20 protein-coding genes and 1 pseudogene are annotated in these 23,604 nt (G+C 60.3%); 8 read left to right on the top strand and 13 right to left on the bottom strand.

Features of this window, described 5'->3' with window-relative positions:
* Positions 1-32 precede the first annotated feature (32 nt).
* On the top strand, positions 33-653 hold the full coding sequence (locus tag PLU72_16875; protein ID HOT29853.1) for a hypothetical protein: 621 nt from the start codon (positions 33-35) through the stop codon (positions 651-653).
* Positions 654-797: 144 nt separating this feature from the next.
* Here the strand turns inward: PLU72_16875 and PLU72_16870 are convergent, their stop codons facing one another.
* From PLU72_16870 to PLU72_16835, 8 genes are all read right to left on the bottom strand, one after another.
* Positions 798-1,172, bottom strand: coding sequence for a hypothetical protein (locus PLU72_16870; GenBank protein HOT29852.1), 375 nt, complete (start codon positions 1,170-1,172; stop codon positions 798-800).
* Between the two features lie 71 nt (positions 1,173-1,243).
* On the bottom strand, positions 1,244-2,437 hold the full coding sequence (locus tag PLU72_16865) for a hypothetical protein (protein ID HOT29851.1): 1,194 nt from the start codon (positions 2,435-2,437) through the stop codon (positions 1,244-1,246).
* A 32-nt stretch (positions 2,438-2,469) separates the two neighbouring features.
* Positions 2,470-3,222 (bottom strand): class I SAM-dependent methyltransferase, encoded by a 753-nt coding sequence (locus tag PLU72_16860; GenBank protein HOT29850.1) that lies wholly within the window; start codon positions 3,220-3,222, stop codon positions 2,470-2,472.
* Between the two features lie 36 nt (positions 3,223-3,258).
* Entirely contained in the window at positions 3,259-3,651 is a 393-nt protein-coding gene (locus PLU72_16855; protein ID HOT29849.1) for a hypothetical protein, read from the bottom strand.
* Positions 3,652-3,659: 8 nt separating this feature from the next.
* Positions 3,660-4,682 carry a hypothetical protein gene (locus PLU72_16850; GenBank protein ID HOT29848.1) on the bottom strand — a complete coding sequence of 341 codons (1,023 nt, stop codon included), beginning with the start codon at positions 4,680-4,682 and terminating at the stop codon, positions 3,660-3,662.
* A gap of 311 nt (positions 4,683-4,993) precedes the next feature.
* Positions 4,994-6,232, bottom strand: coding sequence for an RtcB family protein (locus tag PLU72_16845; protein ID HOT29847.1), 1,239 nt, complete (start codon positions 6,230-6,232; stop codon positions 4,994-4,996).
* On the bottom strand, positions 6,213-7,286 hold the full coding sequence (gene rtcA, locus PLU72_16840; GenBank protein ID HOT29846.1) for an RNA 3'-terminal phosphate cyclase: 1,074 nt from the start codon (positions 7,284-7,286) through the stop codon (positions 6,213-6,215). The genes PLU72_16845 and rtcA overlap by 20 nt, the downstream gene beginning before the upstream one ends.
* Positions 7,287-7,314: 28 nt before the next feature.
* Entirely contained in the window at positions 7,315-7,518 is a 204-nt protein-coding gene (locus PLU72_16835; protein ID HOT29845.1) for a hypothetical protein, read from the bottom strand.
* Between the two features lie 344 nt (positions 7,519-7,862).
* On the opposite strand from PLU72_16835, the pseudogene PLU72_16830 reads away from it, so the two are divergent.
* The 4 genes and pseudogenes from PLU72_16830 (at position 7,863) to PLU72_16815 (ending at position 11,725) form a co-directional block, all read left to right on the top strand.
* A pseudogene (locus PLU72_16830) lies at positions 7,863-8,051 on the top strand (sigma 54-interacting transcriptional regulator).
* Between the two features lie 158 nt (positions 8,052-8,209).
* On the top strand, positions 8,210-8,572 hold the full coding sequence (locus PLU72_16825) for a hypothetical protein (protein ID HOT29844.1): 363 nt from the start codon (positions 8,210-8,212) through the stop codon (positions 8,570-8,572).
* A gap of 49 nt (positions 8,573-8,621) precedes the next feature.
* Positions 8,622-9,647: an IS630 family transposase gene (locus tag PLU72_16820; GenBank protein ID HOT29843.1), complete on the top strand. Its 1,026-nt coding sequence runs from the start codon at positions 8,622-8,624 to the stop codon at positions 9,645-9,647.
* Positions 9,648-9,682: 35 nt separating this feature from the next.
* A complete protein-coding gene (locus PLU72_16815) occupies positions 9,683-11,725 on the top strand; it encodes a PAS domain S-box protein (GenBank protein HOT29842.1) in 2,043 nt (680 codons plus the stop codon).
* On the opposite strand, the gene PLU72_16810 is transcribed toward PLU72_16815, so the two are convergent.
* Complete coding sequence (locus PLU72_16810) at positions 11,686-12,492, bottom strand: pseudouridine synthase (protein HOT29841.1); 807 nt, start codon at positions 12,490-12,492, stop codon at positions 11,686-11,688. The genes PLU72_16815 and PLU72_16810 overlap by 40 nt on opposite strands.
* 163 nt (positions 12,493-12,655) lie before the next feature.
* Between PLU72_16810 and PLU72_16805 the strand changes: the two genes are divergently transcribed.
* The 3 genes from PLU72_16805 to PLU72_16795 all read left to right on the top strand — a co-directional run bounded on the left by PLU72_16805 (position 12,656) and on the right by PLU72_16795 (position 18,714).
* Positions 12,656-14,365, top strand: a complete 1,710-nt coding sequence (locus PLU72_16805; GenBank protein ID HOT29840.1) for a hypothetical protein — start codon at positions 12,656-12,658, stop codon at positions 14,363-14,365.
* A gap of 77 nt (positions 14,366-14,442) precedes the next feature.
* A complete protein-coding gene (locus PLU72_16800; GenBank protein ID HOT29839.1) occupies positions 14,443-16,359 on the top strand; it encodes an ABC-F family ATP-binding cassette domain-containing protein in 1,917 nt (638 codons plus the stop codon).
* Between the two features lie 213 nt (positions 16,360-16,572).
* Entirely contained in the window at positions 16,573-18,714 is a 2,142-nt protein-coding gene (locus PLU72_16795; protein HOT29838.1) for a DEAD/DEAH box helicase, read from the top strand.
* A gap of 21 nt (positions 18,715-18,735) precedes the next feature.
* Here the strand turns inward: PLU72_16795 and PLU72_16790 are convergent, their stop codons facing one another.
* The 4 genes from PLU72_16790 to PLU72_16775 form a co-directional block, all read right to left on the bottom strand.
* Entirely contained in the window at positions 18,736-19,725 is a 990-nt protein-coding gene (locus PLU72_16790; protein ID HOT29837.1) for an archaemetzincin, read from the bottom strand.
* 10 nt (positions 19,726-19,735) lie between these two features.
* Positions 19,736-21,256 carry a putative maltokinase gene (locus tag PLU72_16785; GenBank protein HOT29836.1) on the bottom strand — a complete coding sequence of 507 codons (1,521 nt, stop codon included), beginning with the start codon at positions 21,254-21,256 and terminating at the stop codon, positions 19,736-19,738.
* An 18-nt stretch (positions 21,257-21,274) separates the two neighbouring features.
* Complete coding sequence (locus tag PLU72_16780) at positions 21,275-22,459, bottom strand: hypothetical protein (protein ID HOT29835.1); 1,185 nt, start codon at positions 22,457-22,459, stop codon at positions 21,275-21,277.
* A gap of 187 nt (positions 22,460-22,646) precedes the next feature.
* On the bottom strand, positions 22,647-23,604 hold a 958-nt coding region (locus PLU72_16775; GenBank protein HOT29834.1), incomplete at its 5' end, for a SagB/ThcOx family dehydrogenase.

Genomic DNA, 23,604 nt, shown 5'->3' with positions numbered 1-23,604 from the left:
TTGAACGAAATTCATCATCAGGGAGAAAATACATGTTCGGGAAATCGCCCTTCAGGCTTATCATTGCCATCCTTCTCGCTCTCTTCGTCACGGGCGCCGTGCACGCCGCGACCTACGGGTATGTGGTCGTGAAGGGCAAGAGCGAAGAGGCGCTCGATCGCGAGGTCACGACGATCGAGCGGCTCATCAAGAGCTGGGAAAAAGGCGAGATTCTCTTCAAGCACAAGGTGGCCAACGGCATCGTCTTCTTCAAGAAATACACGGTGACCATCGTGTTTGCCGGCCTCGAGAAGGATGTCACCGCGTTCCTTTCCAGCGGCCCCTACGAGGGCGACTTCGTGAAGGACGTGATCGTCCAGTCCGTCTATTCGAGCAAGGGCGATCCGAATGCCGGTGAAAGCACGATCTCGACGGTTCAGCAGAAGAAGTTCCCGAACATCCGCAACGCCGTCGCCGCCATCAAGGGGAAAACCGACACCAAACTCTGGGCCGAGTTCAAGGAGTCGAAGCCCAAGGCCTACGAGAAGCATCTGCTCGGCGGCAAGCTCGTCAACCCGCAGATCGACGTGACCTTCTTCAGCCTCAGGGCCGTCGAGGAAAACCGGATCTTCAGCGTCACCTTCGGCGAAGGCTCGACCCGCTCGCTCGACTGACCTTTCACAATCCCGTAATTGCCTGGAGGGGCGGGTTTCAAACCCGCCCCTCCATCATTATATGTGAATTATTATACACTCAAATGGCGCCCGGGGCATCTCGTCCGACATGCGTCATCTGCGGATGATCTTTTCAGGTGCGATTCAGAGGGCTCCGGTCTTTTTCTTTTTGTAGCCGCATTTGCAGACTTTCTTGCCGGCCATGTCGCGGGCGCATTCGGGGCAGTAGCGGCTCAGCCGTTCCATGGCCTCCTGCCGGAGTTTCACCTTTTCCTGGATCCGGGCGAGTTCGGCGGGATCCATCGGCGGGATTTCCGCCTCCTCCTTCTCGTCGAGAAGCTCCTGCATTTTCTCCTCGTAGTCAGGGTTTTCCTTCAGGTAGGCGAGAAAGGCCTTTTCGGGGCTCAGGCCTTTTTTATACAGGTGAATATAATCATACAGGGGCTCTTCCTGGAGTTTTTCCTCGCAGATTTTCTCGAACGCCTCTTCCCAGGTCTCCATGGACATCCGTTGCGTCATCTCGCACCTCGCTCCGAATCAATCAGAAATCAGCCGGGCCGGCCCCATCATAGTACAACTTCCCCGCCGCATCAATCGCCGGAAAACCTGGTTTCGGCGGGAAGCCGGATGAACCTGGGCCAGTAGATCCAGGCGTGGTCGACGAGGTCCTTGAACTGCACCGAGTTCGCCACGTAGGAAATGACCGTCCCCGCCTCATCGGAAAGCTCGGGATGGGCTTTCGCGGCGTATGTGAACACCTCCTGCCGGCGGGCCGGTTCGGGGCAGGTGAAGATGACGCGCGGCTCGCTCCAGGGCCCGACGGGAGAAGGGCCTTCGCGGGCAAGAATATCCGGCGAAAGGTTCCCGGCCGACTGGATCAGCAGGTAGCGAGGCTCGCCCTTTCCAGGCACGTTTTTCATCGGCGTGACCGAGTATTCGGTGGTGATGTCATCCGCCAGGGTCCGGCAGGCCCGGAAATCCTTCACCCAGCCGTCGGGGCCGAGAAACCGCCACCGGTCGAACCGGCCGATGCGGGAAACGGGAACCTTCGCGACGATCATCCCCCGCTTTCCAAGCCGCTCGTCGACGCCGTAGACGTACAGTTCGTCTCCAACCCGGGTCACCCAGGAACCGAAATGCAGGGTTCGCCGGGCATCGCCGTCAGCGGGCTCGCCCGACGAACGCCCGCCATCGTCCGAAGGATATATTCCCCACGGTATTTTTCTCATCGAGACCCGCCACGCGGGCGGCGGTTCGTGGGGGTTGGCGACGTGGGCGAGCCAGGTGCCGATCGTCCGGAAGCCGAACGCCGACGTCGCGTCGGTCGTCTCGACCTGGATGAGGAACAGCCACAGCCCCTGGTGGTTCGTCGCGCCGTGAAACAGCCAGAAGTAGCCGCGCCGGTCGGGCGGATCGAAGAACGACGCGGGGCCGCCGTCCGCCGCCTTTCCCAGGAAGATGTCCGGCCTCGCCGCGGCGTGTTTCTGGATCGCGACGGCGTTGTGCACCATCGTCACCCGCCGCCGCTGCCCCTCGGCCACCCGGCCGACGAAGCTGTCACTGAACAGCCACAGGATTCGCCCCCCGTCGAGCGGGATCGTGAAAACGCCATCCCCGCCGATCCAGCCGCGGCTCCACCGAAACCAGGCATTCATCTCCGGCAGTTCGACGCACGGCCCCGAAGCGTGGCCTGCGGCAATCCCCCGCAAAATGCTTATGGCAAGTGCGAGAACGACCACATACCATCTCCAGGCGCGCGCACGTTTAGAGTGCCAGGTGTTCATACGCTTTTCCCCCCCTGAATCCATCCCATCGTTCAATCCGCGGCTGAACAGACGAATATCTGCTTCTTCGATTCCTCGCCGAAGGGCTCCTCGTCGAAGGAGCCGAACTTGTGGAGAACGCGGAATCCGTTGTGCTTCAGCAACACCTCCAGCTCGAGCGGATAATAGCACCGCATGCCGAACTCCTCGACGCTCTCGACGCCTTCGATGTCGAAATACCAGCGCACTTTGTTGGTCTGGGTCGAGGCATGATACCTGCATTTTTCCCTGACGACGATCCGCTTCCCGTCGGAGGTCGTGAAATTGAAGGCTTCCGTGGACTCCCGTTCGCGCTCGACCATCAGATGGATGCTGGGGTTGAACACGTCGAACAGGAAGAGGCCGCCCGGCGCAAGGTGTTTCTTGACACACCTGAGAGTCGATTCGACGTCATCCACGGCGGAAATGTCCTGCAGCGAATTGAATGGTATAAATATGATGCCATATTTATTGTCCAGTGCGAAGCTTCGCATGTCTCCCTTGAGGAACGTCAGGTCGAGGTTCTCCGCCGACGCCTTCGCGCGGGCCATCTCGAGCATCGAGTCGGAAAGGTCGAGCCCCGTGATGTCCAGGCCGGCCTTCTTCAGGGGGATCGTGAGTCTTCCCGTTCCGGAGCAGACCTCCAGAATGGGGCCTTTTCTCATGCCGCACCATTTCCGATAAAAATCCAGGTCGAAGGTGAACTGGTTGATCGCATCGTAGATTTCGCCACTGTAGATCAGCTTATACTCTTTCGAGATTTCCATGTTCACACGCCTCTCGTTGCATATACTTTATGATATTCATTCTGAATACAGCGTTTGCCGCAGCCGGTCAGCGCGAATCCACATCCGTTCCGGCGTCGACGCATCCCCGTTCCGCAAGAGGGCTTCCCGGTATTCGCTCCAGGCGTTTCGCCAGCCGGCCCAGCGTCTGGAACCTTCGGCGGCGTCGCTTCCGCAGAGAAAACCGGCTCCTTCGCGCCTGATCATTCGTTCGACAGCCTTCGTGGCGACGGCGTATCCGGGCCGTATTTCCGCGTTCGAACCTGCGAACGGTCGCTGGAGGCGGAATATCCTGTACAGGAAGGGACGAGCGCGACGACACACGAGTTCCAGATACGCCTGTCGAAAGCCGGCGTCGGTCGGGGACGGCGCCGCGACGATCGGATGACCAGAGGCTTCGGCGATCTTCATCGAGCGACTCAGACGGGCCCGGATTCTTTTGGAGTCACCTTGGCCCGGATCACCTTCCGGATAATCAAATAGACGACATAGATGAAGACGAGATTGAACAGCATTGAAACGACGACGGTGATCCAACCGAATTCATCACCTCCCGAGCTGGCGAAGGGCGCCTCTTCCGGGAAGATGAAGTTTGCCCGGCTCGCCAGTTCGGCCGGCGTAAACCAGACCAGTTCGGAGTTGCCGGCCTGATCGACGGAGATATATTTGAACGGGCGCCAGCTTCTGGTCGGCGTTCCCGGGGCCAGGCGGTACTCGCCGGCCACCTTGTCGTTGATGATGACGCGCACCGTGGCCTCGGACGCATCGAGGCGCGACGGAAGGCCGGAGTAGTTGTAGACCCAGTAGCTGTAGGTGCCTGGAAGCGGCTCGACCAGCGTGATGGTTTCGGGCCCGCCCCAGTCGGTGTCGTCGACGTCCAGCGAGGCCTTGTGCTCGCCGTCGTCGTGGGTCTTGTCGCCGAAATAGATGTGGTCGAGGCGTCCCGCGCGCGAACAAAGCATGTGCGCGTCGAGGTCCTTCGCGACGGAGCCGCCCGAACCCCAGTTCAGCACGACCTGCACGCGGCGCTGGGCCCCGAGGCCGACCTCTTCCATCAGCATCGAGAGCGTCACCGTCACCCAGATCGGGTTGTCGGCCTCGACGTCGACGACCGTGTTCGCGACGGGGATGTAGCCCCGCTTCCCGAAACTGGCGTAGTAGCGGCCCGGCTGAAGTTCGGCCGTGAACCGGCCTCTCGAATCGGTTTTGCCCTGGACCATGAGCTCGCCCGTCTCGCTGACGCCGATGCCGACCGTGACGTCGGGCAGACACTTGTCCTTGATGACCGAGTCGTTCAGGATGAACGTCACTTCCACGGGCGATGAAGTCGGCGAGGCCGTTTCCTGAGCGTTCACCCGCCCGCACAAGCCAGCCAGGACGAGCAGAACGGCACAAACGCACAGGCCAGCCACGCGAAACCGTCGAAACGCATATCGAACCATCGCGATCCTCCCGGGGCTCATGCCGGCGGCGCTTTTCGCGGGGCACACGGCCGCCAACCCCTCAAAGCCAGTTTACGACAAGAGAACTCCGTATGCACCTGTTCAGGATTTTTTCTCTGGGCCGCTGCGCCACAAGGCGGGTTTCAAACCCGCCCTTGCCATTTGTCACCGGCGTCCCCTGTTGTAGGGGCGGTTCGCGAACCGCCCCTACAGGTGTATAGGGGTTGTTCTGTGGCGGTGAAATTCTCTGCGTCTCTGTGACTCTGTGGTGAAGCGGTTTTAGTGGTTCGCTTTTACTCGGCGAATGCCAGTCAGCCCTTGATGACGCCGAGGGGGCGAAGCTTGACGAGCGGTTCGACGAGGTCTTTCTGGTTGGCGATGACGGTGTCGATGTCCTTGTAGGCCTGGGGGGCTTCGCTCAGATCCAGCATACCCCCGCCGCCACGTCTTCCGCGGCCTCCCGCGCGATGCCAGCGGTCGTAGACGATGCCCGCCATCGCCCGGTCGCACTCCTCGACCGTGAGGCGGCGGTCGGCCTCCTTGCGGCCCATGCGCCGGCCGGCCCCGTGCGAGCACGAGGTGAACGACTCGGGGTTTCCCAGGCCGCGCACGATGTAGGACGATGTTCCCATACTGCCAGGTATAATTCCGAGCTCGCCCTGCCGGGCCGAGGTCGCGCCCTTGCGGTGTATCCAGACGTCGCGGCCGAAGTGGTTCTCGACCGCCGCGTAGTTGTGATGGATGTTGATCTCCTGGGTGAACCTGATGCCGGGCAGGTGCTGGGACAGAACTTCCTTGAACACCTCCATCATGCACCGCCGGTTTTCGCGGGCATATGCCAGGGCAAAGTTCATGTCGCGCAGATACGCCTCGCCTTCGCTCTCGTCGAGCGGCAGGAACGCCAGATCGGGTGAGGGAATCGCGGTGCGCCACTTTTCGTTGAGGCTCCGGGCCAGCCGGTGGTAGTAGTTTGCCACGCGGTAGCCGAGGTTGCGCGAACCCGAGTGCAGCATCATCCAGATGACGCCGTCGGTGTCGGCCTGAAGCTCGATGAAGTGGTTGCCGCCGCCGAGCGTGCCGAGGTTCAGCCGGTCGCGGTGCAGGCCGGTCTCGTCCATCCAGCCGGGCCGGCCGCCGCGTCCGAGACCGTCTTCGAACTTCTCGAACCCGTGCCATGCCTGGGGGTGCCGGTGTCCGTTGCCTTCGCCGATGGGAATCCGACATTTTATAGCTTCAAGTATTTTCCTGATGCTCGACAGGTCGGGAACCTGCTCGATCGTCGCGGTCGTACGCACGGCGCCCATGCCGCATCCGATATCGACGCCGACAGCGTTGGGGATGATCGCGTCCCGGCAGGCGATGACACCGCCGATCGGCATGCCGTATCCGACGTGGCAGTCGGGCATCAGGGCCACGTGCGAAACGACGGCCGGGTGGGCCGCCAGGTTCGCCGCCTGAGCGAGCGCCTCGGCTTCGGGATCGGGGCACCACGACTTGACCGGCACCCGCGCGTCTTTCGAGATCTCAGTTTTATGCTTCACCCATTCCATGGTCGTTCTCCTTTCCGGAGGTCGCAGGCCCCGCCTCGATCCGCCAGAGCCCCTTCCGAAGCTCGACGCAACGGATCTTCACGTCGAGGAACCGGCGCACGATATCGATGTTCGTCTTCGTGTGTGGCGTCGGCGAAACCGTCGTGAAGCTGCCTCCGCCCGCCAGCGCCATCGGGATCAGCAGTTGATCCGCCAGATGTTCCTCGACGGCGGCACCGGAGCGGTAGAACGCATTCGCGGCTTCGCAGATGCCCTTCGCCACCGTCCGGCGGGACACACCGAGTTCGCCGAACCCGGTGAACAGGGCGGTCCCCCGCTCGAACTCCATCGCCAGCATCGCCACATTTCCGGGCCCCAGAGAGTCAATGGTTTCGATCCGACACGCCTCGACCGGGAACTCGGCCCCACCCCGGACCAGCCTGCATTCGTCCTCGGCGATTTCGCGCGGGATGCGGGACACGGCCGCCGTCATCTCGGCCCGAACCATGCATCCACGCTCGCACAGGTCGACGGAACGCAGGCCGCCCGCCGCGGGAGCGACCTTCACCTGCATCCGGCCGCCGCCGGCCGGGGAGAACCCCCACGCCTCCAGCTCGCTTTCGATACATCCCCCCATTTGACGAAGCACCGGGAAGAAGGATTTGTCCAGAAAATGGTATGGCGGAGCCCACGCATTATGCGTGCCGCCCTCGAGGCGGAGGGCCGAAGGGCCGGAGGCGCAGAGAAGCGGCGGCAGAACCGTCTGGAGCACGAGCGTCGCGCTTCCCGCCGTTCCGACCGCGAACCGGTAACTGCCCGGCGCGACCGGCCCTGGAACGAAGATCAGCTCTTCCGAGCCAATCTTCGCCCCGGCCACATCGGCGCCGCAGACCTGCTGGGCCGCCAGAACAGCCGTCAGGTGCTGGCGCATCAGGCCCGGCTTCCTGCGGTTGGCGCGGATCTTCACGATGCGGAACGATGTGCCGGTGCACATCGACAAGGCCAGGGAGGAGCGGAGAATCTGGCCGCCGCCTTCCCCGACCGAGCCGTCTATCTCTATCGATATATTTTTCATGCGATCCTCCCTACAGCAGGCTCACAACCTATTCGGTCAGCCCCTTTTCGCCCAGAATCAGGTTCAGCTTCGAGTCCTTCACGACCCGCTCCAGGACCTCGAGTTCGCGCAGCTTCATCAGCACCGGGTTCTGTTCGTGCATCTTCGCCGTGTTGCACCGACTCCGCGTCGCCGCAGTCTCCTCGCGCCGCACGATCTGGTTCGCCTCGGCCTCCTTCTGGGCCGCGACCACCCGGTCATCAGCTCGCGGATGTCGCCCGGCAGAATCAGGTCCTTGACGCCGAACTGGATGACCGCAAGTCCGAACGCCTCGGCTTACGCTTTGATCTGCTCCACATTTCGCCGGCCAGGGCGTCCTTGTCGCTCAGCATATCATCAAGGTCGCGGCCGCCGATAGTCGACCGCAGGATCAGTGTACTGGTGCAGGGGTCGAACCTTCGACAGGCGGTTGTGACGCCGCGGCTCGAATCAGCCGACGCCATCGTATTTGCATGTTCCATGCCGGCGTGCCGAGCGCATCGGCGACACTTGTCACATCAGCTTCTGATGCAGATATCCGTCGTCATCGTCACAGATTCGCGCCTGGCGCGCCAGATCTACGCCCTCAAGAAACAGCGGAACCTCGTGACCGGCCCGTTCGTCGAGGTCAACTGTGCGATGCTGCGCGGCGACACGGCCATGGCGACCCTGTTCGGCCATTGGAGAGGAGCCTTCACCGGGGCCACGGCCGACCGGCCAGGGCTTCTGAAGACCGCCGACGCCGGACGCAAGCTGTTCTCCGAATCCCGAAAACAGCGCCGCGCCGTGAACGATACCGAACGCCTCCGCAAGTATCTTCGGCGGTTCGGGCTCTCCTGGGAAATCATTGCATCGTCCGAACGCTGATTCCCGCTCATGCAATTCGTGGTATGCTCGTGTGACATATGAACGGTGTTGAATCGCGGCTGACACGCACCCACGCCGACCGATTTCTGGGAACGCTGCTCGTTTTTTCAGGCATCGGCATTCCGTTTTCGCTGTCGAGAATGAGCGTCACCGGGCTTCAGCTTGGCAACCTCACCCAGGTGATATTTACCGTCATCCTCGCAGTTCTGTATCTCTATCGGAGTCGATTGGATCCCACCCGCCTCTTCAAGATCACTCTCGGCGCCCTCATAGCGATTCTTCCTTTCGGTTTCATCCAACTGGGGCCGCTGTCGGCGAACATGATCATGGCTCCATTCATCCCGATCCTGGCGCGAATCGTTCTCGGGCGCCGGGCGGCAATCACCGGACTCGTGTACTAATTAGTCCATAAGTATTGCCTCTTTTTCTGAAATAGTGTATAATATTCTTATGAATAAGATCGATGGAAGAAAATTGAGTCATGAGGCCCTTGAAGCGATCAGGAAGATCGCCGTCCAGCGCGTTCAAGAGGGCGAGAGTCCCGAGGTTGTTATCAGGGCTCTCGGTTTCGATCGGCGAACGATTTATCGCTGGCTTGCCGCCTTTCATTCTGGTGGGGTAGAGGCGCTGCAGGCCAAGCCGCTTTTTGGCAGGCCTCGTATTCTTGAAGAAAAGCACATGAAGTGGCTCTATCGGGTAGTTCAGAAAGACCCTCGACAACTGTGCTTCCCGTTTGGTCTTTGGACGAGGGAAATGCTTGCCCAGGCGCTGAAGCGGAAATTCCCCTTTGTAGAAGTGAGTCGGCAGACAATAGGCCGAGCTCTCAAAATTCTCGGAATCACCTGCCAAAAGCCATTGCATCGGGCAGTCCAGCAAAATGCCGAAGCCGTGAAGGTCTGGCTCGAGCAAGAGTTCCCTGCGATCAAAACCGCTGCCCAAGAGCAAAATGCGGATATCTTCTTCGGAGACGAAGCCGGAATCAGATCTGATTACCATCGAGGAACAACCTGGGGAATTTGCGGAAAGACACCGATCGTTCGAACAACCGGCGCGAGGTTTTCGGTGAATATGATCTCGGCGATATCGGCTAAGGGCCAAATGCGGTTTATGGTGGTTGAAAATACCGTGACGGGCCCGGTCTTTCTTACGTTTTTGAAGCGATTGATGGCCGGAAGGGAGCGCCGCACGTTCCTCGTTCTCGATCGACATCCTATTCACAGAAGTGCACGGGTAAAAAAGTTTGTCGAGGAAACCAATGGGGCCCTTCAGATCTTCTATTTGCCGTCGTATTCCCCTGAGTTGAATCCCGACGAACTCGTCTGGAACTGTGTCAAGCGTGACATTTCCCGAAGCGCTTCCAAGACACGCGCAGAAATGAAGAGACACACCACTGAAACCCTTCGGCAGTTGCAGAGGACTCCAGCCAAAGTAAAACGTCTTTTTCATGAAGAGCATGTGAAATACGCCGCCCTATGAGGTTATACTTATGGACTCGTTAGTATATCGCCATCGTGATCGCAACATTCGCGATCCTGTTCTGCGCGAATCTCCTGTCCGTCTCGTTCGACCCGATCGCCTATGCGAAGTCACCGAGCACGTGGCTTTTCAACCTGTATATGATCGTCCTGGGAACCATCGCCTTCATGCTCATGTATTCCCCTGCTGAGCTGGCGATCATGGAAAAGCAGGAGTGGTTCTCGGCTATCTTCAACGGGGTGAACGACGCCATCCTGATCCGCGATGCGAATACCGGAGCCCTGCTCGATATCAACAAGCGCGTCACCGAGTTGTTCGGGTACACTCGCGAAGAGATCTTTACTCAGCCGATCGCCTTCATGGATGCGAGCGAATCGCCGGAAGAGAAAATCGCCGTCCAGCATCGATTCCAGGAGCATCTTCAGAAGGGATATTACAATTTCGACCACTGGGTCGTCCGCCGGAAAGACGGATCAACCCTGATCGTGGAAGGAGAACTCCGCAGGCTCCGGATCGGAGATGCCGACGTGGTCATCACGGCTCTTCGCGACGTGACGATCCGCAAGGAGGCTGAGGAAGCCCTCCGTGAGAGCGAGAACAAGTATCGCCAGGTGTTCGAGATGGAATCGGACGCCCTGTTCCTGATCGAAAAGGAGTCGGGGCGCATTCTCGAGGTGAACTCGGCGGCCTGTTCGCTGTACGGATACTCCCGCGAAGAACTTCTTCGAAAGCGAAACGTGGATCTCTCGGCGGAACCGGCGAAAACAGTGCAGCAGACAAAATCCGAAGGCACCCTCATTCCGATCCGCCATCATAAAAAGGCTGACGGGACGGTCTTCCCCGTCGAAATCTCGGCGGGTCACTTCACCCTCGAGGGGCGCAGGGTTCATCTGGCCGCCATCCGCGACATTTCCTTCCGGCGCAAGCTCGAAGAGCAGCTTCTGCAGGCGAAAAAAATGGAGTCGATCGGCAGGCTCGCCGGCGGCATCTCGCACGATTTCAACAACCTGCTTTCCCCGATCATGGGCTTTTCGGAGCTGATGCTCAAATCCGAGTCCGTCGACCCCACCCACCGCGACTGGCTCAAGTCCATCCGGAAGGCCGCCGAACGGGCCCGGGATCTGACGCGGCAACTGCTCGCCTTCGGTCGGAAGCAGGTTCTGCTGCTCAAGCCGATTTCTCTCGAGACCGTTCTCAAGGACATCGAGCAAATTCTCCGACGAACAATACGGGAAGATATTCATATCGAGATCGCAATCCAGCCGCGCGTCGGGATCGTCAAGGCCGATGTCGGCCAAATCGAGCAGATTCTGTTGAACCTGGCCCTGAACGCTCAGGATGCGATGCCCAAGGGCGGCACCCTTCGCATCAGCCTCTCCGAGACGATGTTCCGGCCGACCGGCCAGGAAGAGGCCGGCGAGGTTCCCGAAAAACCCCATGCCATGCTGACGATCAACGACACCGGGTGCGGGATGTCCCAGGAAGTCCTCCAGCACCTGTTCGAGCCGTTTTTTACGACGAAGGAGAAGGGCAAGGGCACGGGACTCGGCCTTTCCATGGTCTACGGCATCGTGAAACAGCACGACGGCTACATCCTGGCCGATTCGACTCCAGATGCCGGTACGACGTTCATGATCTACCTGCCCGTCATCACGGATGTCGGCGAGCACGTCGGCGAGACGCGCGAACCGGCAACGACCTCATCCGGCGGAATCGAAACGATCATGGTCGTCGAGGATGATGAAATGGTGCGCAACATGATCCGGCAGATCCTCACGCATCACGGGTACAAGGTTATCACCGCCGGCAGCGGCCCGGACTGCCTCGCCTTGATGGACAGGAACGCGCCGACGTTCGACCTGCTCCTGACCGACGTCATCATGCCGGGCATGAACGGGAAGGAACTGTATGAAAAGCTCTGTGAGCGAATCTCCCCGCTCAAAGTCATGTTCATCTCCGGCTACGACCCGAACGTCATCGCCAGACACGGCGTGCTCGACGAGAACCTGCACTTCCTGCAGAAGCCCTTCACCCCGGATCATCTCTGCGCCAAGGTCCGGCAGGCCATCGATTCCTGAGATCCGTCGATGAACTCCGCCAACGGCCGTTCGGCCACGGGCGACGATTCCGGGAACAGCGTGCCGAGTATCCGCCTCACCGATTCGTCCGGCGGGCAGACGAGTCGCAGACGGCGGCCGAGCCAGGGATGGTCGAAGCGTATTTCCTGCGCCATCAGCAGCATGCGGTCGCACCCGAACCGTTCCCGGAAAACCAGGTTGTGATGCCTGTCTCCCTGCGACGTGTCGCCGACGATCGGGTGCGCCGCCCCGGAAAAATGCCGCCTGATCTGCTGCCGGCGACCCGTTTCGGGGTTCACCTCGACGAGCGAATACCGGCTCGTCTGATGAGGCCCCACCGGAATCGGCAGTTCGACGGCGGCGAGCGTGCGGTACCGCGTTACCGCGTCCTGCAGCGGCTCCCCGGGCCACTGGCGCATCTGCCGGTCGATGACGCCCTCGGGCGGCCGGAACCAGCCCCTGACAACGGCCAGATACGTCTTCTCGACCTTGCGCGCTTCGAACTGGGCCGAAAGTTTCCCGGCCGCCTCGGAACTGAGCGCCAACACGAGCACCCCCGACGTCGCCCGGTCGAGCCGGTGAACCGGATAGACCCGACGCCCGAGCTGCCCGCAGATGATCGGCAGCAGCGTCTCCGCCGTCGCCTCGGCGATCCGCGTCGGATGTACCAGCACCCCGACCGGTTTGTGGATCGCCACATACCATTCGTCACGATATATTATTTGCAGCCCGTCTCCGTAATCGGTCGGCATATCCTTGTCATGCATCCTTCCCTCCCTCATGCGACCGAACGGTAACGGTATCGGCGCTCGGCGGGAGTGACAAAGTGTCTCACGAACGGAGTAAAATGACAATACGGCCATCGCGGATGAGAGGTCCGGATGCGCTGCGCGAAACGGAGTTCCAGGGCATGTCGATGAAACGAGCAGTATGACCATTTTTTCAAGAATCGGACACGTCATCGCCGATGCGGCTCGCCGAGGAGTATCCCCTCGTTCGCCGCGAAACATCCTGTTCTTGCTGATGGTCGGCGTGTATCTCCTGAACGCGTTCATGCTCGACGACGCCTATATCACGTTCAGAGTCGCCGACAACGCGCTGCGAGGCCACGGCCTTACCTGGAACCCGGGCGAACGCGTCCAGGCTTACACGAACCCTCTCTGGCTTTTCCTTTCGATTCTTCTGGCCGGATGCACGGGCGAGTTTTTTTTCACTATGCTTCTCGCCCAGTTCGTCTGCGTGCTTCTCACGTTCATGCTCGCCGAACGATGCCTCTTTTCGGACGAAAAGTCGGCTCAGGAAGTCTGGCTCCTTCCGTCCCTGTACATGGCCTTCATGGCGGCAAAAGCCGTGTTCGATTATAGCTCGTCCGGCCTCGAGAATGCCCTGACGCACCTGTTGGCTCTTTCGTTCATGATCCAGGCATGGAAGCTCGAAGGGGCTGACGAAGCCGAGTCGTGGCCGATCATCCGGGGTCTCGTCTTCATCACGGCCGTCAGCGCCGTGAACAGGATCGATTCGCTGTTCTGCTTCTTCCTCCCGACGGCATATCTGGCGTTCAGCCACCTCCGGAATTCCGGCCTTTCCGCCCATCGGGTCGCCGGGCTGGCCCTGGCCGGGCTACCGCTGATCGGCTGGGAAATATTTTCTATCATGTATTATGGATTCCCCCTTCCCAACACCGTTTATGCGAAGCTGCTCTCGGTTGAGCTTTCCTTCGGCGACAAGCTGTCATGCGGATGGATCTACCTTTTCAACAGTCTCCAGGCCGATCCGTTCAGTGCTCTCATCTTCACGGGAACCCTCGTTCTCGTTTTCGCCCGCCGCGGGGCCGCCTCGAAGACGATCATGGGAGGGGCGATCGGCTACGTTTTGTTCGTGCTGGCCGGCGGCTCCATCGCCACGCACATGAGCGGGAGACTGTTTTCCCTTCCCGTGTTCATCTCCCTCATCGTCTTTTTCAGGGAAGTCAGAGATCGCACGTCGCTCAGGCTCATGTTCATCACGGCCCTTCTCGTTCTCGTGTTCATGCCAAACTCCTGCCTGTGGGGGAACTCGGAGCTCTACCGTCCCATTGCAAACGGGCGCCAGGTCTTCGATATGAAAGAAGGTGGTTCGAGCTTCGTGAAGCAGCTCATGGCTCTCTCCTCGCATCCGGACAACGTGTGGTATGAAGAAGGTCAGGAGTTCAGGCGCCATCCGGCGAAGGTGCATATCGGCGGCGGTTTTGGCGGGCTGCCCATCGGATTCTTCGGATTTGCCGCCGGCCCGGACAAATACATCCTCGACGTCCTCGGACTGGCGGACCCGCTGTTAGCACGTATTCCCCCGCCGAAACCAACAACATGTACGAGCGGGCATTATCTGCGCCTCATTCCGCTCGGATATCCCGAAACGCTCCGATCTGGGATAAATAGTATTCACAATCCTTCTTTGCGGGAGTATTATCGCCGTCTGTGCCTGATCACCCGCGGCCCGCTTTTTTCCTGGCACCGATTCGCCGCGATCCTCGATTTGAACAGGTGCTCCCTGCACCCCCTTCTGGCCGCTTACCGGCGCGAGGAAGTCGAGCCGAGATTGCGGGAACCACGTGTCTTCACGACGGAGTCGCGCCGTCTGGGGCCGTTTTCTCCGGATTGACATCGATTCGCGACGTTTTTGGTGGTACATCTCCCGATGCGCTGGTATACTCGGGCATCACGGATAGCGGGGCGACGATGAACATTCTTTCCCTGGAATCGGTCAGCAAGCGGTACGGGTCGGGCACGCTGCTCGATGCGGTCTGCTTCGGCCTGGCGAGCGACGAGAAGATGGGGATCATCGGCCGCAACGGTTGCGGCAAGACCACGTTGCTGCGCATCGTCGCGGGTGTCGAGACGGCCGACACGGGTCGGGTGACGCTCGCGAACGAAAGAAGGCTCGCCTACGTGCCGCAGAACCCCGAGTTCAAGGCCGGCCAGACGGTTCTCGACGCCCTGTTCGACCAGTGCGATCCGAAACTCCGCTGTCTGCGCGATTACGAGGCAGCCTGCGCGGCCCTCGAGGCTGCCGGCGGCTCGAATGAAAAGCTGCTGGAGCGCATTTCCGACCTGTCGCACCAGCTCGACGCGACCGGCGGCTGGGCCCTCGAGGCGAACGCGAAAGCCGTCCTGGGCCGTCTCGGCATCACCGACACGTCCTCCGACACCGCGACTCTTTCCGGCGGTCTCCGAAGACGCGTCGCTCTCGCACGCGGCCTGATTCTGCGCCCCGACCTGCTGATTCTCGACGAGCCGACCAACCATCTCGACGCCGACACCATCGAATGGCTCGAAGCGTATCTCGCCGCCTACAAGGGCGCCCTGCTGCTCGTCACGCACGACCGCTACTTCCTCGACCGCGTCACGAACCGCATGCTCGAGATCGAGGGCGGCCGCGTCCAGCGGTTCGAGGGCAACTACTCGTATTACCTCGAGAGGAAGGCCGAACAGGAGATCCAGCGAGATGCGGAAGCCCGCAAACGCGAGAACCTGATCCGGCGCGAGCTCGCCTGGCTCCGGCAAGGCGCCAAGGCCCGCTCCACGAAGCAGAAAGCCCACGTGGAACGGGCAGAAGCGGTCGTTTCGGCACCGAAAGCGAAGCAGGACCGGCAGATCGAGCTGTCCTCCGTCTCATCCCGGCTCGGGAACAAGATCCTGGAGCTCGAGAACGTCTCGAAATCGTACGGCGCGAAGAAAGTCCTGGACGGCTTTTCCTACAGGCTGAAGGCGGGAGACCGCATCGGCATCATCGGCCCGAACGGATCGGGCAAGACGACGCTGCTGCATATAATAGCCAATATACTGAAACCCGATTCCGGGCGTATTGACGTCGGGGAAACCGCCGTCATCGGGTGTTTCGAACAGGAACCCGACCTGTTCGCCGGCACGGGGAAAACACCGACGGAGGAGCTGCGGGTGATCGATTTCGTGAAAGCGATCGCCGACCAGGTTCCGACGGCGGACGGCGGCATGATCTCGGCAAGCCAGATGCTCGAACGGTTCCTGTTCACCCCCCAGATGCAGTACAGCCCCGTGAACCGCCTCTCGGGCGGCGAGCGGCGGCGACTCTCGCTCCTCAAGCTCCTGATGGGCGCCCCGAACGTGCTGCTGCTCGACGAACCGACGAACGACTTCGACATCGCGACGCTCGTCGCCCTCGAAGCGTATCTCGATTCGTTCAGGGGCTGTCTGATTGTGGCTTCGCATGACCGCGCGTTTCTCGACGGAACGATCGACCAGCTCTTCAAGATCGAGCCGGGAGGCACGTTGACAGGGTATCCGGGAAACTATTCCTATTACCTGGAACACGCAGGGACACACGACGCCCCCCCCCAACCGACGGTCGATGCCCCGACGGCACCGCCCCGGATTGCGCCGACACCGGCGAAAGAAGCGAAGCAGGGAAAACTATCGTTCAAGGAACGCCGGGAACTAGAAGAACTCCAGGCGCGCATCTGCTCGATGGAAGAACGGAAGGCCGCGATCGAGGCACAGCTCGCCGATCCAGCTGGTGGCTTCGAGGCCATCAAGACACTGTCAGACGAACTCGGCACGCTCACCGCCGCGCTCGACGCCGACATGAACCGCTGGGCCGAACTGGCCGAACGCGAATGACGCCGGCGGCAATGTATGGTATACTGTACAGGTCGAATTTGTGCTGTTTGGGCGTGAATCGACACCGTTCACGGATTGCGGTATATTTATAGTCACACATATAGTGAACGATTTGCGTGCCGTCATGAATCTGCGTTCAACTCATCCCAATACGTTCCTGCGTGATGACGACCCCGGATTGATCGGCTGTTCCGAAAAAGGAAGGTATTCCGAATGAGTTCCACCGACGAAACCCCCGTCCGCTTCGCCGACCTCGGCCTCCATGCGCAGGTTCTGCGCGCCCTCGACGATGTCGGGTACGAGACGCCCACGCCGATCCAGGCACGGATGATTCCGATCATCCTCTCCGGGAAAGACGTGCTCGGCCAGGCGCAGACCGGCACCGGCAAGACCGCGGCGTTCGCGCTTCCCCTGCTCTCGACGATCGACCTAACGAAGATCGACCCGCAGGTGCTCGTGCTGGCGCCGACCCGCGAACTCGCCGGGCAGGTCGCCGAGGCGTTCAAAAAATACGGTGCGCATCTTCCCGGCTTGAAGATCCTGCCGATCTACGGGGGCCAGGAGTATGGGCCGCAGCTCCGTCAGCTCGCGCGCGGCGCCCACGTCGTCATCGGGACGCCGGGGCGGGTCATCGACCACATCGAGCGCGGCAGCCTCATCCTGAAATCGCTCGCATGCCTCGTGCTCGACGAGGCCGACGAGATGCTGAAGATGGGCTTCAAGGAGGATGTCGAGCGCGTGCTTCAGGAAACGCCGGGGAAGCGCCAGATCGCGCTGTTCTCGGCGACCCTGCCCAGCGCGATCAGGACGATCGCAAAGACGTACATGAACGAGCCCGAGGAAGTGATCATCAAGAGCAAGACCACGACCGTCGAGGCGACCCGCCAGCGATACTGGCTCGTCAACCGGTATCACAAGCTCGACGCGCTTTCGCGCATCATCGAGATGGAATCGTTCGACGCCATGCTGATCTTCGTGCGCACCAAGATCGAGACGCTAGAGCTCACCGAGCAGCTCGCGACGCGCGGTTTCACCGCCGTGCCCCTGAACGGCGACATTCCGCAGAACCAGCGTGAGCGCACGATCGAGCAGCTGCGCTCGGGGAAACTGAATATTCTCATCGCCACCGATGTCGCGGCCCGCGGCCTCGACGTCGACCGCATCAGCCACGTCATCAATTATGATCTGCCGTATGATACCGAGTCCTATATTCACCGCATCGGCAGAACGGGCCGGGCAGGCCGGAGCGGCGAGGCGATCCTGTTCGTCGCTCCGCGCGAGCGGCACCTGCTGAAGGTCATCGAAGGCGCGACCCGCCAGAAGATCGAACTCCTGGAGCTCCCGACCATCGCGGCCATCAACGAAAAACGCATATCGGGCTTCAAGACACGCATCGCCGGCGTTCTCAACGGCGAGGAGTGGAAGGCCTATCTCTCGATCGTGACCGAGTTTTCGAAGGAAGCCGGTGTTCCTCCATTGGAAGTCGCCGCCGCGCTCGCCCTCATGAGCCAGCAGGGCCGGTCCTTCCTGCTGACCGAAAAAGCCGAGGAGGAATCGGCGAACAGGGCGTTCGAACAGGTCGCGAAACAGAAAGAGGAACGCCGCAAGCGTCTCTCCGAATCGAAAGAATACCGGGAGATCAAAGTCGCGTCGGCCGAACTGCTGGGCAGGGAAGAACGCCCGCGGCGCGAACGACCGCCGGCCGCCGAGCGCAAGCCCCGCGTACATCGCGACAACGAGGAGATGGAGCCAGGCATGACCCGATACCGCATCGAGGTCGGCCGCCGCCACATGGTCAAGCCCGGCCAGATCGTCGGGGCCATCGCAGGCGAATCAGGCATCGACAGTAGTCATATAGGCCGAATTATACTTCACGACGAGTTCAGCACCGTCGACCTGCCCGAAGAGGTGTTCGCCTCTTCGTTCGGCATCCTGAGCAAAACCTGGGTGGCCGGCCGTCGCCTGCGCATCTCGCGCTTCGACCCCGCAGCTCCGCGCGCGCCCCTCGACGAAGAGGCACCTTCGGAACCGCCGGCTGAAGCATCGTCAGAGCGGCCCCAAAAACCAGCCCGCCCACATCACATCGAGACGGAACGGCCGGTCTCCCGACCCCCTCGTGAAAAGCGCGAGTTTGTCGAAAAGCCCCGCTTTGCGGGGGGAAAAACGTTCGGGAAAAAACCAGATACGGGACGATCGCCTCACCACCAGACCGGCGACGCCGAATTCAAACCTGCCAGGACAAAAACGGGAACAGGCTGGAAAAAGCACGACGCCGGGGTCAGCCCCAAACGCAAAGATCAGGGCAAAAAAGCAGGCTGGGCCCCGCCGAAATCGAAGCGCACCCGCGACCGCTGACAGACCCCGCAAAAAGGCGCTTCATTCCTTGCCCAGAACGGTTTTCAGGCGCCGCGAGATCCAGGCTTCCTCGTCGGCCCATCCGGCCTGCCGGTACCAGTGCTGAAGCTTCAGATACCGGTCGGCCAGAGAAAACCGGATGTTGGACCAGAATTTCCGGAGGCACACGGGGCACTCGTGCATCGGTCGGGAATCACTCTCGGGAAGATTGTTCGACCCGTTCATCAGGCACCGGAAGTGCACGCAGTGATAGAGGCCGTACATGTGCCCGATCTCGTGCGCCAGCACTTTGCAGCAGCGACGCAGAAAGAGGCCTTCGTCTCCCGCACCCGCCGCTTCCCCGTAGAACGCGGGATCGTACCGGCAGAAGCTGAACACGCCCACCCGTTCGGCAAGCGTGGCTTCGCCGAAGACGAAATTCCAGTTGTCATCCGGATACAGATCGACCATGGTGACGGCGGTAAGGCAGTAGGCGTCGGCAGGAAGCCGGGCCTTCAGCCATTCGAGAATGTCGCCGGTGCGCACCTGCGGCCGTCCGGTATGGGTGTTGATGCGGCCTCTGAATGACTGCGACGCGATCTCGACAGGGGGCAGCAGAATCACATCGGCGGCGTAGAACGCCGCGGTGAATTCCTTCAGCCGCTCGAGCAGGCTGCTTCCGCTGGCAAATGCGCCGAGAGGCTGAAGATACAGGCGATTATGGGGCGGGGCGAACGGGTTGAACCCAGACTGTCGGTACTGATCCCAGGTCTGACCGCGCTCGGGAAACTGGGCAAGCCAGTCGCCGCGGCGAGGCCGTCCGAGCAGATCGAAATCGCCGCCCGGCGTGAAAAATCTCTTTTCCTCCTCCGACAGGCCATCGAGAGATCCGACAGCCTCAACGCAGGCAGTCATGTCGCGCGGAGTGAATCTCGATTGAAAAATCAAGCCGGCCGCCACGATTCCCAGTCCCAGCAGCAGGAACCGGCGGATCCAGATCCAGATCGTCGTCTCGAAAAACGGATGTCCCATGAGCCCCTCATCATGCCAGATAAATATTTCTTACTATATTTATCAATCCTGCAATCGGAATGCCGATCCAATCCGGTCTGTTGTTCAGCTCGTAGACACACTCATACAGGACCTTTTCGAGCAGGAAAAGGTTCAGCAGCGAATCGAACACATCCCGGTCACGGGGAATCGCTACGCAGTCGCCTGCGCCGTGAAAGTATCCGCTCAGAAATATTTCGCCGATCCGATGTTCCCAGTCTTCAGCCATGGCCGACAATCGGCGATCGAACTCATCGTTTCCGAGGGACTCGTGCTGAACGGTCATTCGCGCAGCATACCCAAACGACCGCAGCATCCCGGCGACATCGCGCACCGGAAGATGCTTGCGACGCCGCTCCGCGAGCGGCCGGGCCGGCTCACCCTCGAAATCGATGATGACGAAATCATCCTGCGTCACGAGAATCTGGCCGAGATGGAGGTCTCCGTGAATCCTGGCCTTGCGTATCGAGGCAAGATCAGGGCGGAATGTTTTCACATGGTCGCGAATGCGATCGGATGCGGCACAGACCTCTTCGACCATGGCGCGATGCCGTTCCGGAATGGAATCGATTCTTCGTTTCAAGGCATCCAGGGTTTCAACCGCCGACCGTTCGATCGACGACATCCATTCCACCCAGTCATCATCGGAAACCGGCTCAGGGTCGAACGCTGGATCGCCGGACGTTCCGGCGAGCACGGCATGAAGCAGTCCGACCCGTTCGCCGAGCAGCTCCATCCGCTCGGGAAAATTTCCATTGTCCGGCGCTTCTCCACGGGCTACGGCTTCGGATAGCCGCTTCAGATGCGCGAGCGTGTGGTTCCAACAGTCGCCGCCGTTCGGAACGAACTCCTGCAGGATGGCCAGAGTCGTCGTATTCCCGCCTTCCCCGAGGTACTCGATCGCGCCTCCCACCCGGGCCATATTCGGGAACGCGGCTTTTTCCGTGAGATACCGGCCGATCTCGAGTTCGGGGTTCACCCCGTTTTGTATCTGGCGATATATTTTTACGATCATCCGGTCGCCGAGCCGATACGAGGAGTGACTCTGCTCTAGGCTGAGCCTGCAAACCGGCTCTTCATGCCTGGAATCCATTTCCTTAAGAGCGCCGGAGGCGGAAAACCGCAGAACGCCGTTTTCGAGAGAAACGTCACCGGATCTTCTGAGGGCCGCAAGAACTCCCCGGCAAAACTGGTCATCATGAAGGGCGTCAAATACGAAACATCGGCCTCGCGCTCCATCCGCTTCGACGATGCAGGCCTCGGACGGAAGCCCGGGGGGCAGTTCGGCGCCGGACCGGAAGACGCTCAGGGGAAGAAAATAGGTCTGGACGGATCCGCCGGCAAAGGAGACTGAAAACATCGCGCAGACCCATTCGGGCAGATCGTCGATGCGAACCGGCTCAGCCGTGAGAAGCCGGACCGCGGATATTTCACGCCCCTTCCCGGCAAACCACCGTTTTGTCCGGATATATCGGGATACGCCTTCTTCGAGAGATCTGGTGAAGGACCTCACGGCGTGCGCCTGCAGCGCTCAGTCATAGCTCTGGAGGCGGCTCACGTCGATCTTTATCAGCAACGGGAAAAAATCGTCGATGAGCCGGAACCCCGAAAACACCTTCCAGTGCTGGTATTTCCAACAGCCGCTTTCCGACACCGCCCAGAGATACCCCTTGTCATCGAAGGCCAGGTCTTCGAGGCCGTGAAGGATCTCGTATTTCGCCACGATATCGCCGGTTTTGGGATCTTTCTTGTGAAGCACGCTCGTCTTTTCGAGGCGACGGGTGACCGTCCGGCTGATCCAGAGATTCCCCTCCCTGTCGAATGCCGCACCCTGGGCCCCGGCGCTGATCCAGAGGCTCGTCGAAGCATTCGAAGCCGTCAGCGTGCGCACCTTTCTGCCCAGATCGGGTTTTCCCGGCTGGTTCTCACCGTCCCGATCGTCCCATGCGATCAGCCCGGCAGGAATTTCATAGATACGGGTATTTTTTTCCCGGTCTTCACCATCGGTATACCGCCCGAGCCAGAGCGTTCCTGAAGCCGGCAACTCCTTCAGGCCAATTCCGATCCCAACGGTACCCGTGGCCGGACGGTCAGCCGCTTCGTCGCCATTCGCCGTGATGGTGATCTGGCGCCCGCCGAAGGGGTTTCTACCGCCCTCGCTCCGGGTGTTCGAAACAGACACGTTCGTGGCAGGCGCGTCGGCCACTGCGCGCGGTTTCAGGAACATCGCCGCCTTTTGCAGCGTCGACGCCGATTTTTTCCAGGCTGCGAAAGAACCGACGATCCCGTCATCCCCGGTGCCGCCGAGGGCAACCCGGGCCAGGAGAGCCTCGTTGTTGAAGGCAGAGCCGAGCTTGAATGCCTTTTCGATATCGATCTTGAACACATGGCGGGTGTCTGAAACATACAGAATGCCCTGCCCATCGCAGGCGAGGCCGCCGGCATGCTTGCACAGGGCGCCCTGTTCGATCGGCCCCATCGTGAACCAGCCGCGGGATTCGCCCGTCGCCGGATCTATGCGATACACCCTGCATTCGACAGCCTCGCTGTCGTCTTTGCGGCCGTCCCAGATATACCCGGCAACGAGCACATATGGAGAAGACCATGTGAGGCCCTGCGGAACGAATTTTTCATCGAGCCCCGGCGTCCAGATGCGGGTGACGATCGCCGCCTCGTTATGCGTCCGGCGAACCTTCTTCCCTGTTCCGTATTTCACCGGTGCCTTCCCGAGAATTTTCTGTCCGTCGGCAGATGGCCCTGCCGCAAGACACGGGGAAGGAGCGAGCAGGCACGCCACCGCGAGACAAGCAAAAAGGATTCTCTTCATACGGCCCCGTCACCTCCGGACACACATTTCCATTACTACGAGATCGAACGCGATCAGTTTCGGGAAAAACCGATCGTCATTTCGGATATCCGATCGTCTGCCCAATCACGATGTACTGCTGAGGTCTGAGCTTGAGCACCTCCGCCGCCTTCTCTTTCGGCACGGACATTCTGGTGACGACGGCGAGATTCGCGGCCGCTCCATACAGATAGACATTCTGCGAGCAGTGGCCTGCATCGACGGAAGCGGCGACAAGCTGATCTTCGCGCTCTTTCATGAAATCGAATTTCGAAAGGTCAGACACATATATGAGGTTGAGAGGTGCGGATGCGACATAGGGCTGCGTTCCAGCCGCAAGCTTATGATCACCAGAAGCGATGAGTGCCAGTTCGTGTTTCGGTGCATCGTATAGATACACGCCGTCTTTCATGATGGCATAGATATCGATATCCTGTGCGTTTTTCGCCGACGGGCTCGTCCGTTTGCCGCTTTCGGGGCGATTGACGCCATTCGCGCACCAGAGAATGTTGGAAAGATCCTGCGATGTCAGAGGTTTGTCGGTATATTCTCTGCGGCTCTGGCGTTCTTTCAGAGCCTGCATGAGAGGCTTGTCGGGGGTCAGTGCCGGTGCGGGGAGTTTGATGTTCTCGAGGGTTTGCGCCGACACGGCCGAAAGTGACAACGCCACCATCAATGCGGTCAGGATGGGAAATCGCATGATCATGCCTCCATCGAAAAGATTCGTTAATAATGATATCACGATATGAACGACGCCGTTGGCGGTAGGGCGTGTTGTCATGTGTGTTGTATGATGTTTAATATATATCAGCGGAATCTGCGTCATCTGCGGATCCCTCTCTGTGTCTCGGTGTCTCTGTGGCTTGTTGTCTTTGTGCCTTTGTGGCTTTGTGGTGAAATGTTCTCTGTGTCTCGGTGTCTCCGTGGTGCGTTGTCGTTGTGGCGAAAATTTCCGGCTAAAGACAGAACCGCCCGGGGCTTTTGGCCCCAGGCGGTTCATAACCCTGGCATCTACC

Source organism: Candidatus Ozemobacteraceae bacterium (assembly GCA_035373905.1).
GTDB lineage: Bacteria > Muiribacteriota > Ozemobacteria > Ozemobacterales > Ozemobacteraceae > MWAR01.
This window is presented reverse-complemented; position numbering and strand designations above follow the sequence as displayed.

What these genes read in the sequence shown, in the direction of transcription:
- PLU72_16805 (HOT29840.1), top strand. Translation starts at nt 12,656, where the DNA reads ATGACCATTTTTTCAAGAATCGGACACGTCATCGCCGATGCGGCTCGC.
- PLU72_16845 (HOT29847.1), bottom strand. Translation starts at nt 6,232, where the DNA reads ATGGAATGGGTGAAGCATAAAACTGAGATCTCGAAAGACGCGCGGGTG.
- PLU72_16790 (HOT29837.1), bottom strand. Translation starts at nt 19,725, where the DNA reads ATGGGACATCCGTTTTTCGAGACGACGATCTGGATCTGGATCCGCCGG.
- rtcA (HOT29846.1), bottom strand. Translation starts at nt 7,286, where the DNA reads ATGAAAAATATATCGATAGAGATAGACGGCTCGGTCGGGGAAGGCGGC.
- PLU72_16850 (HOT29848.1), bottom strand. Translation starts at nt 4,682, where the DNA reads ATGGTTCGATATGCGTTTCGACGGTTTCGCGTGGCTGGCCTGTGCGTT.
- PLU72_16825 (HOT29844.1), top strand. Translation starts at nt 8,210, where the DNA reads ATGAACGGTGTTGAATCGCGGCTGACACGCACCCACGCCGACCGATTT.
- PLU72_16875 (HOT29853.1), top strand. Translation starts at nt 33, where the DNA reads ATGTTCGGGAAATCGCCCTTCAGGCTTATCATTGCCATCCTTCTCGCT.
- PLU72_16820 (HOT29843.1), top strand. Translation starts at nt 8,622, where the DNA reads ATGAATAAGATCGATGGAAGAAAATTGAGTCATGAGGCCCTTGAAGCG.
- PLU72_16860 (HOT29850.1), bottom strand. Translation starts at nt 3,222, where the DNA reads ATGGAAATCTCGAAAGAGTATAAGCTGATCTACAGTGGCGAAATCTAC.
- PLU72_16865 (HOT29851.1), bottom strand. Translation starts at nt 2,437, where the DNA reads ATGAACACCTGGCACTCTAAACGTGCGCGCGCCTGGAGATGGTATGTG.
- PLU72_16800 (HOT29839.1), top strand. Translation starts at nt 14,443, where the DNA reads ATGAACATTCTTTCCCTGGAATCGGTCAGCAAGCGGTACGGGTCGGGC.
- PLU72_16795 (HOT29838.1), top strand. Translation starts at nt 16,573, where the DNA reads ATGAGTTCCACCGACGAAACCCCCGTCCGCTTCGCCGACCTCGGCCTC.
- PLU72_16810 (HOT29841.1), bottom strand. Translation starts at nt 12,492, where the DNA reads ATGCATGACAAGGATATGCCGACCGATTACGGAGACGGGCTGCAAATA.
- PLU72_16870 (HOT29852.1), bottom strand. Translation starts at nt 1,172, where the DNA reads ATGACGCAACGGATGTCCATGGAGACCTGGGAAGAGGCGTTCGAGAAA.
- PLU72_16855 (HOT29849.1), bottom strand. Translation starts at nt 3,651, where the DNA reads ATGAAGATCGCCGAAGCCTCTGGTCATCCGATCGTCGCGGCGCCGTCC.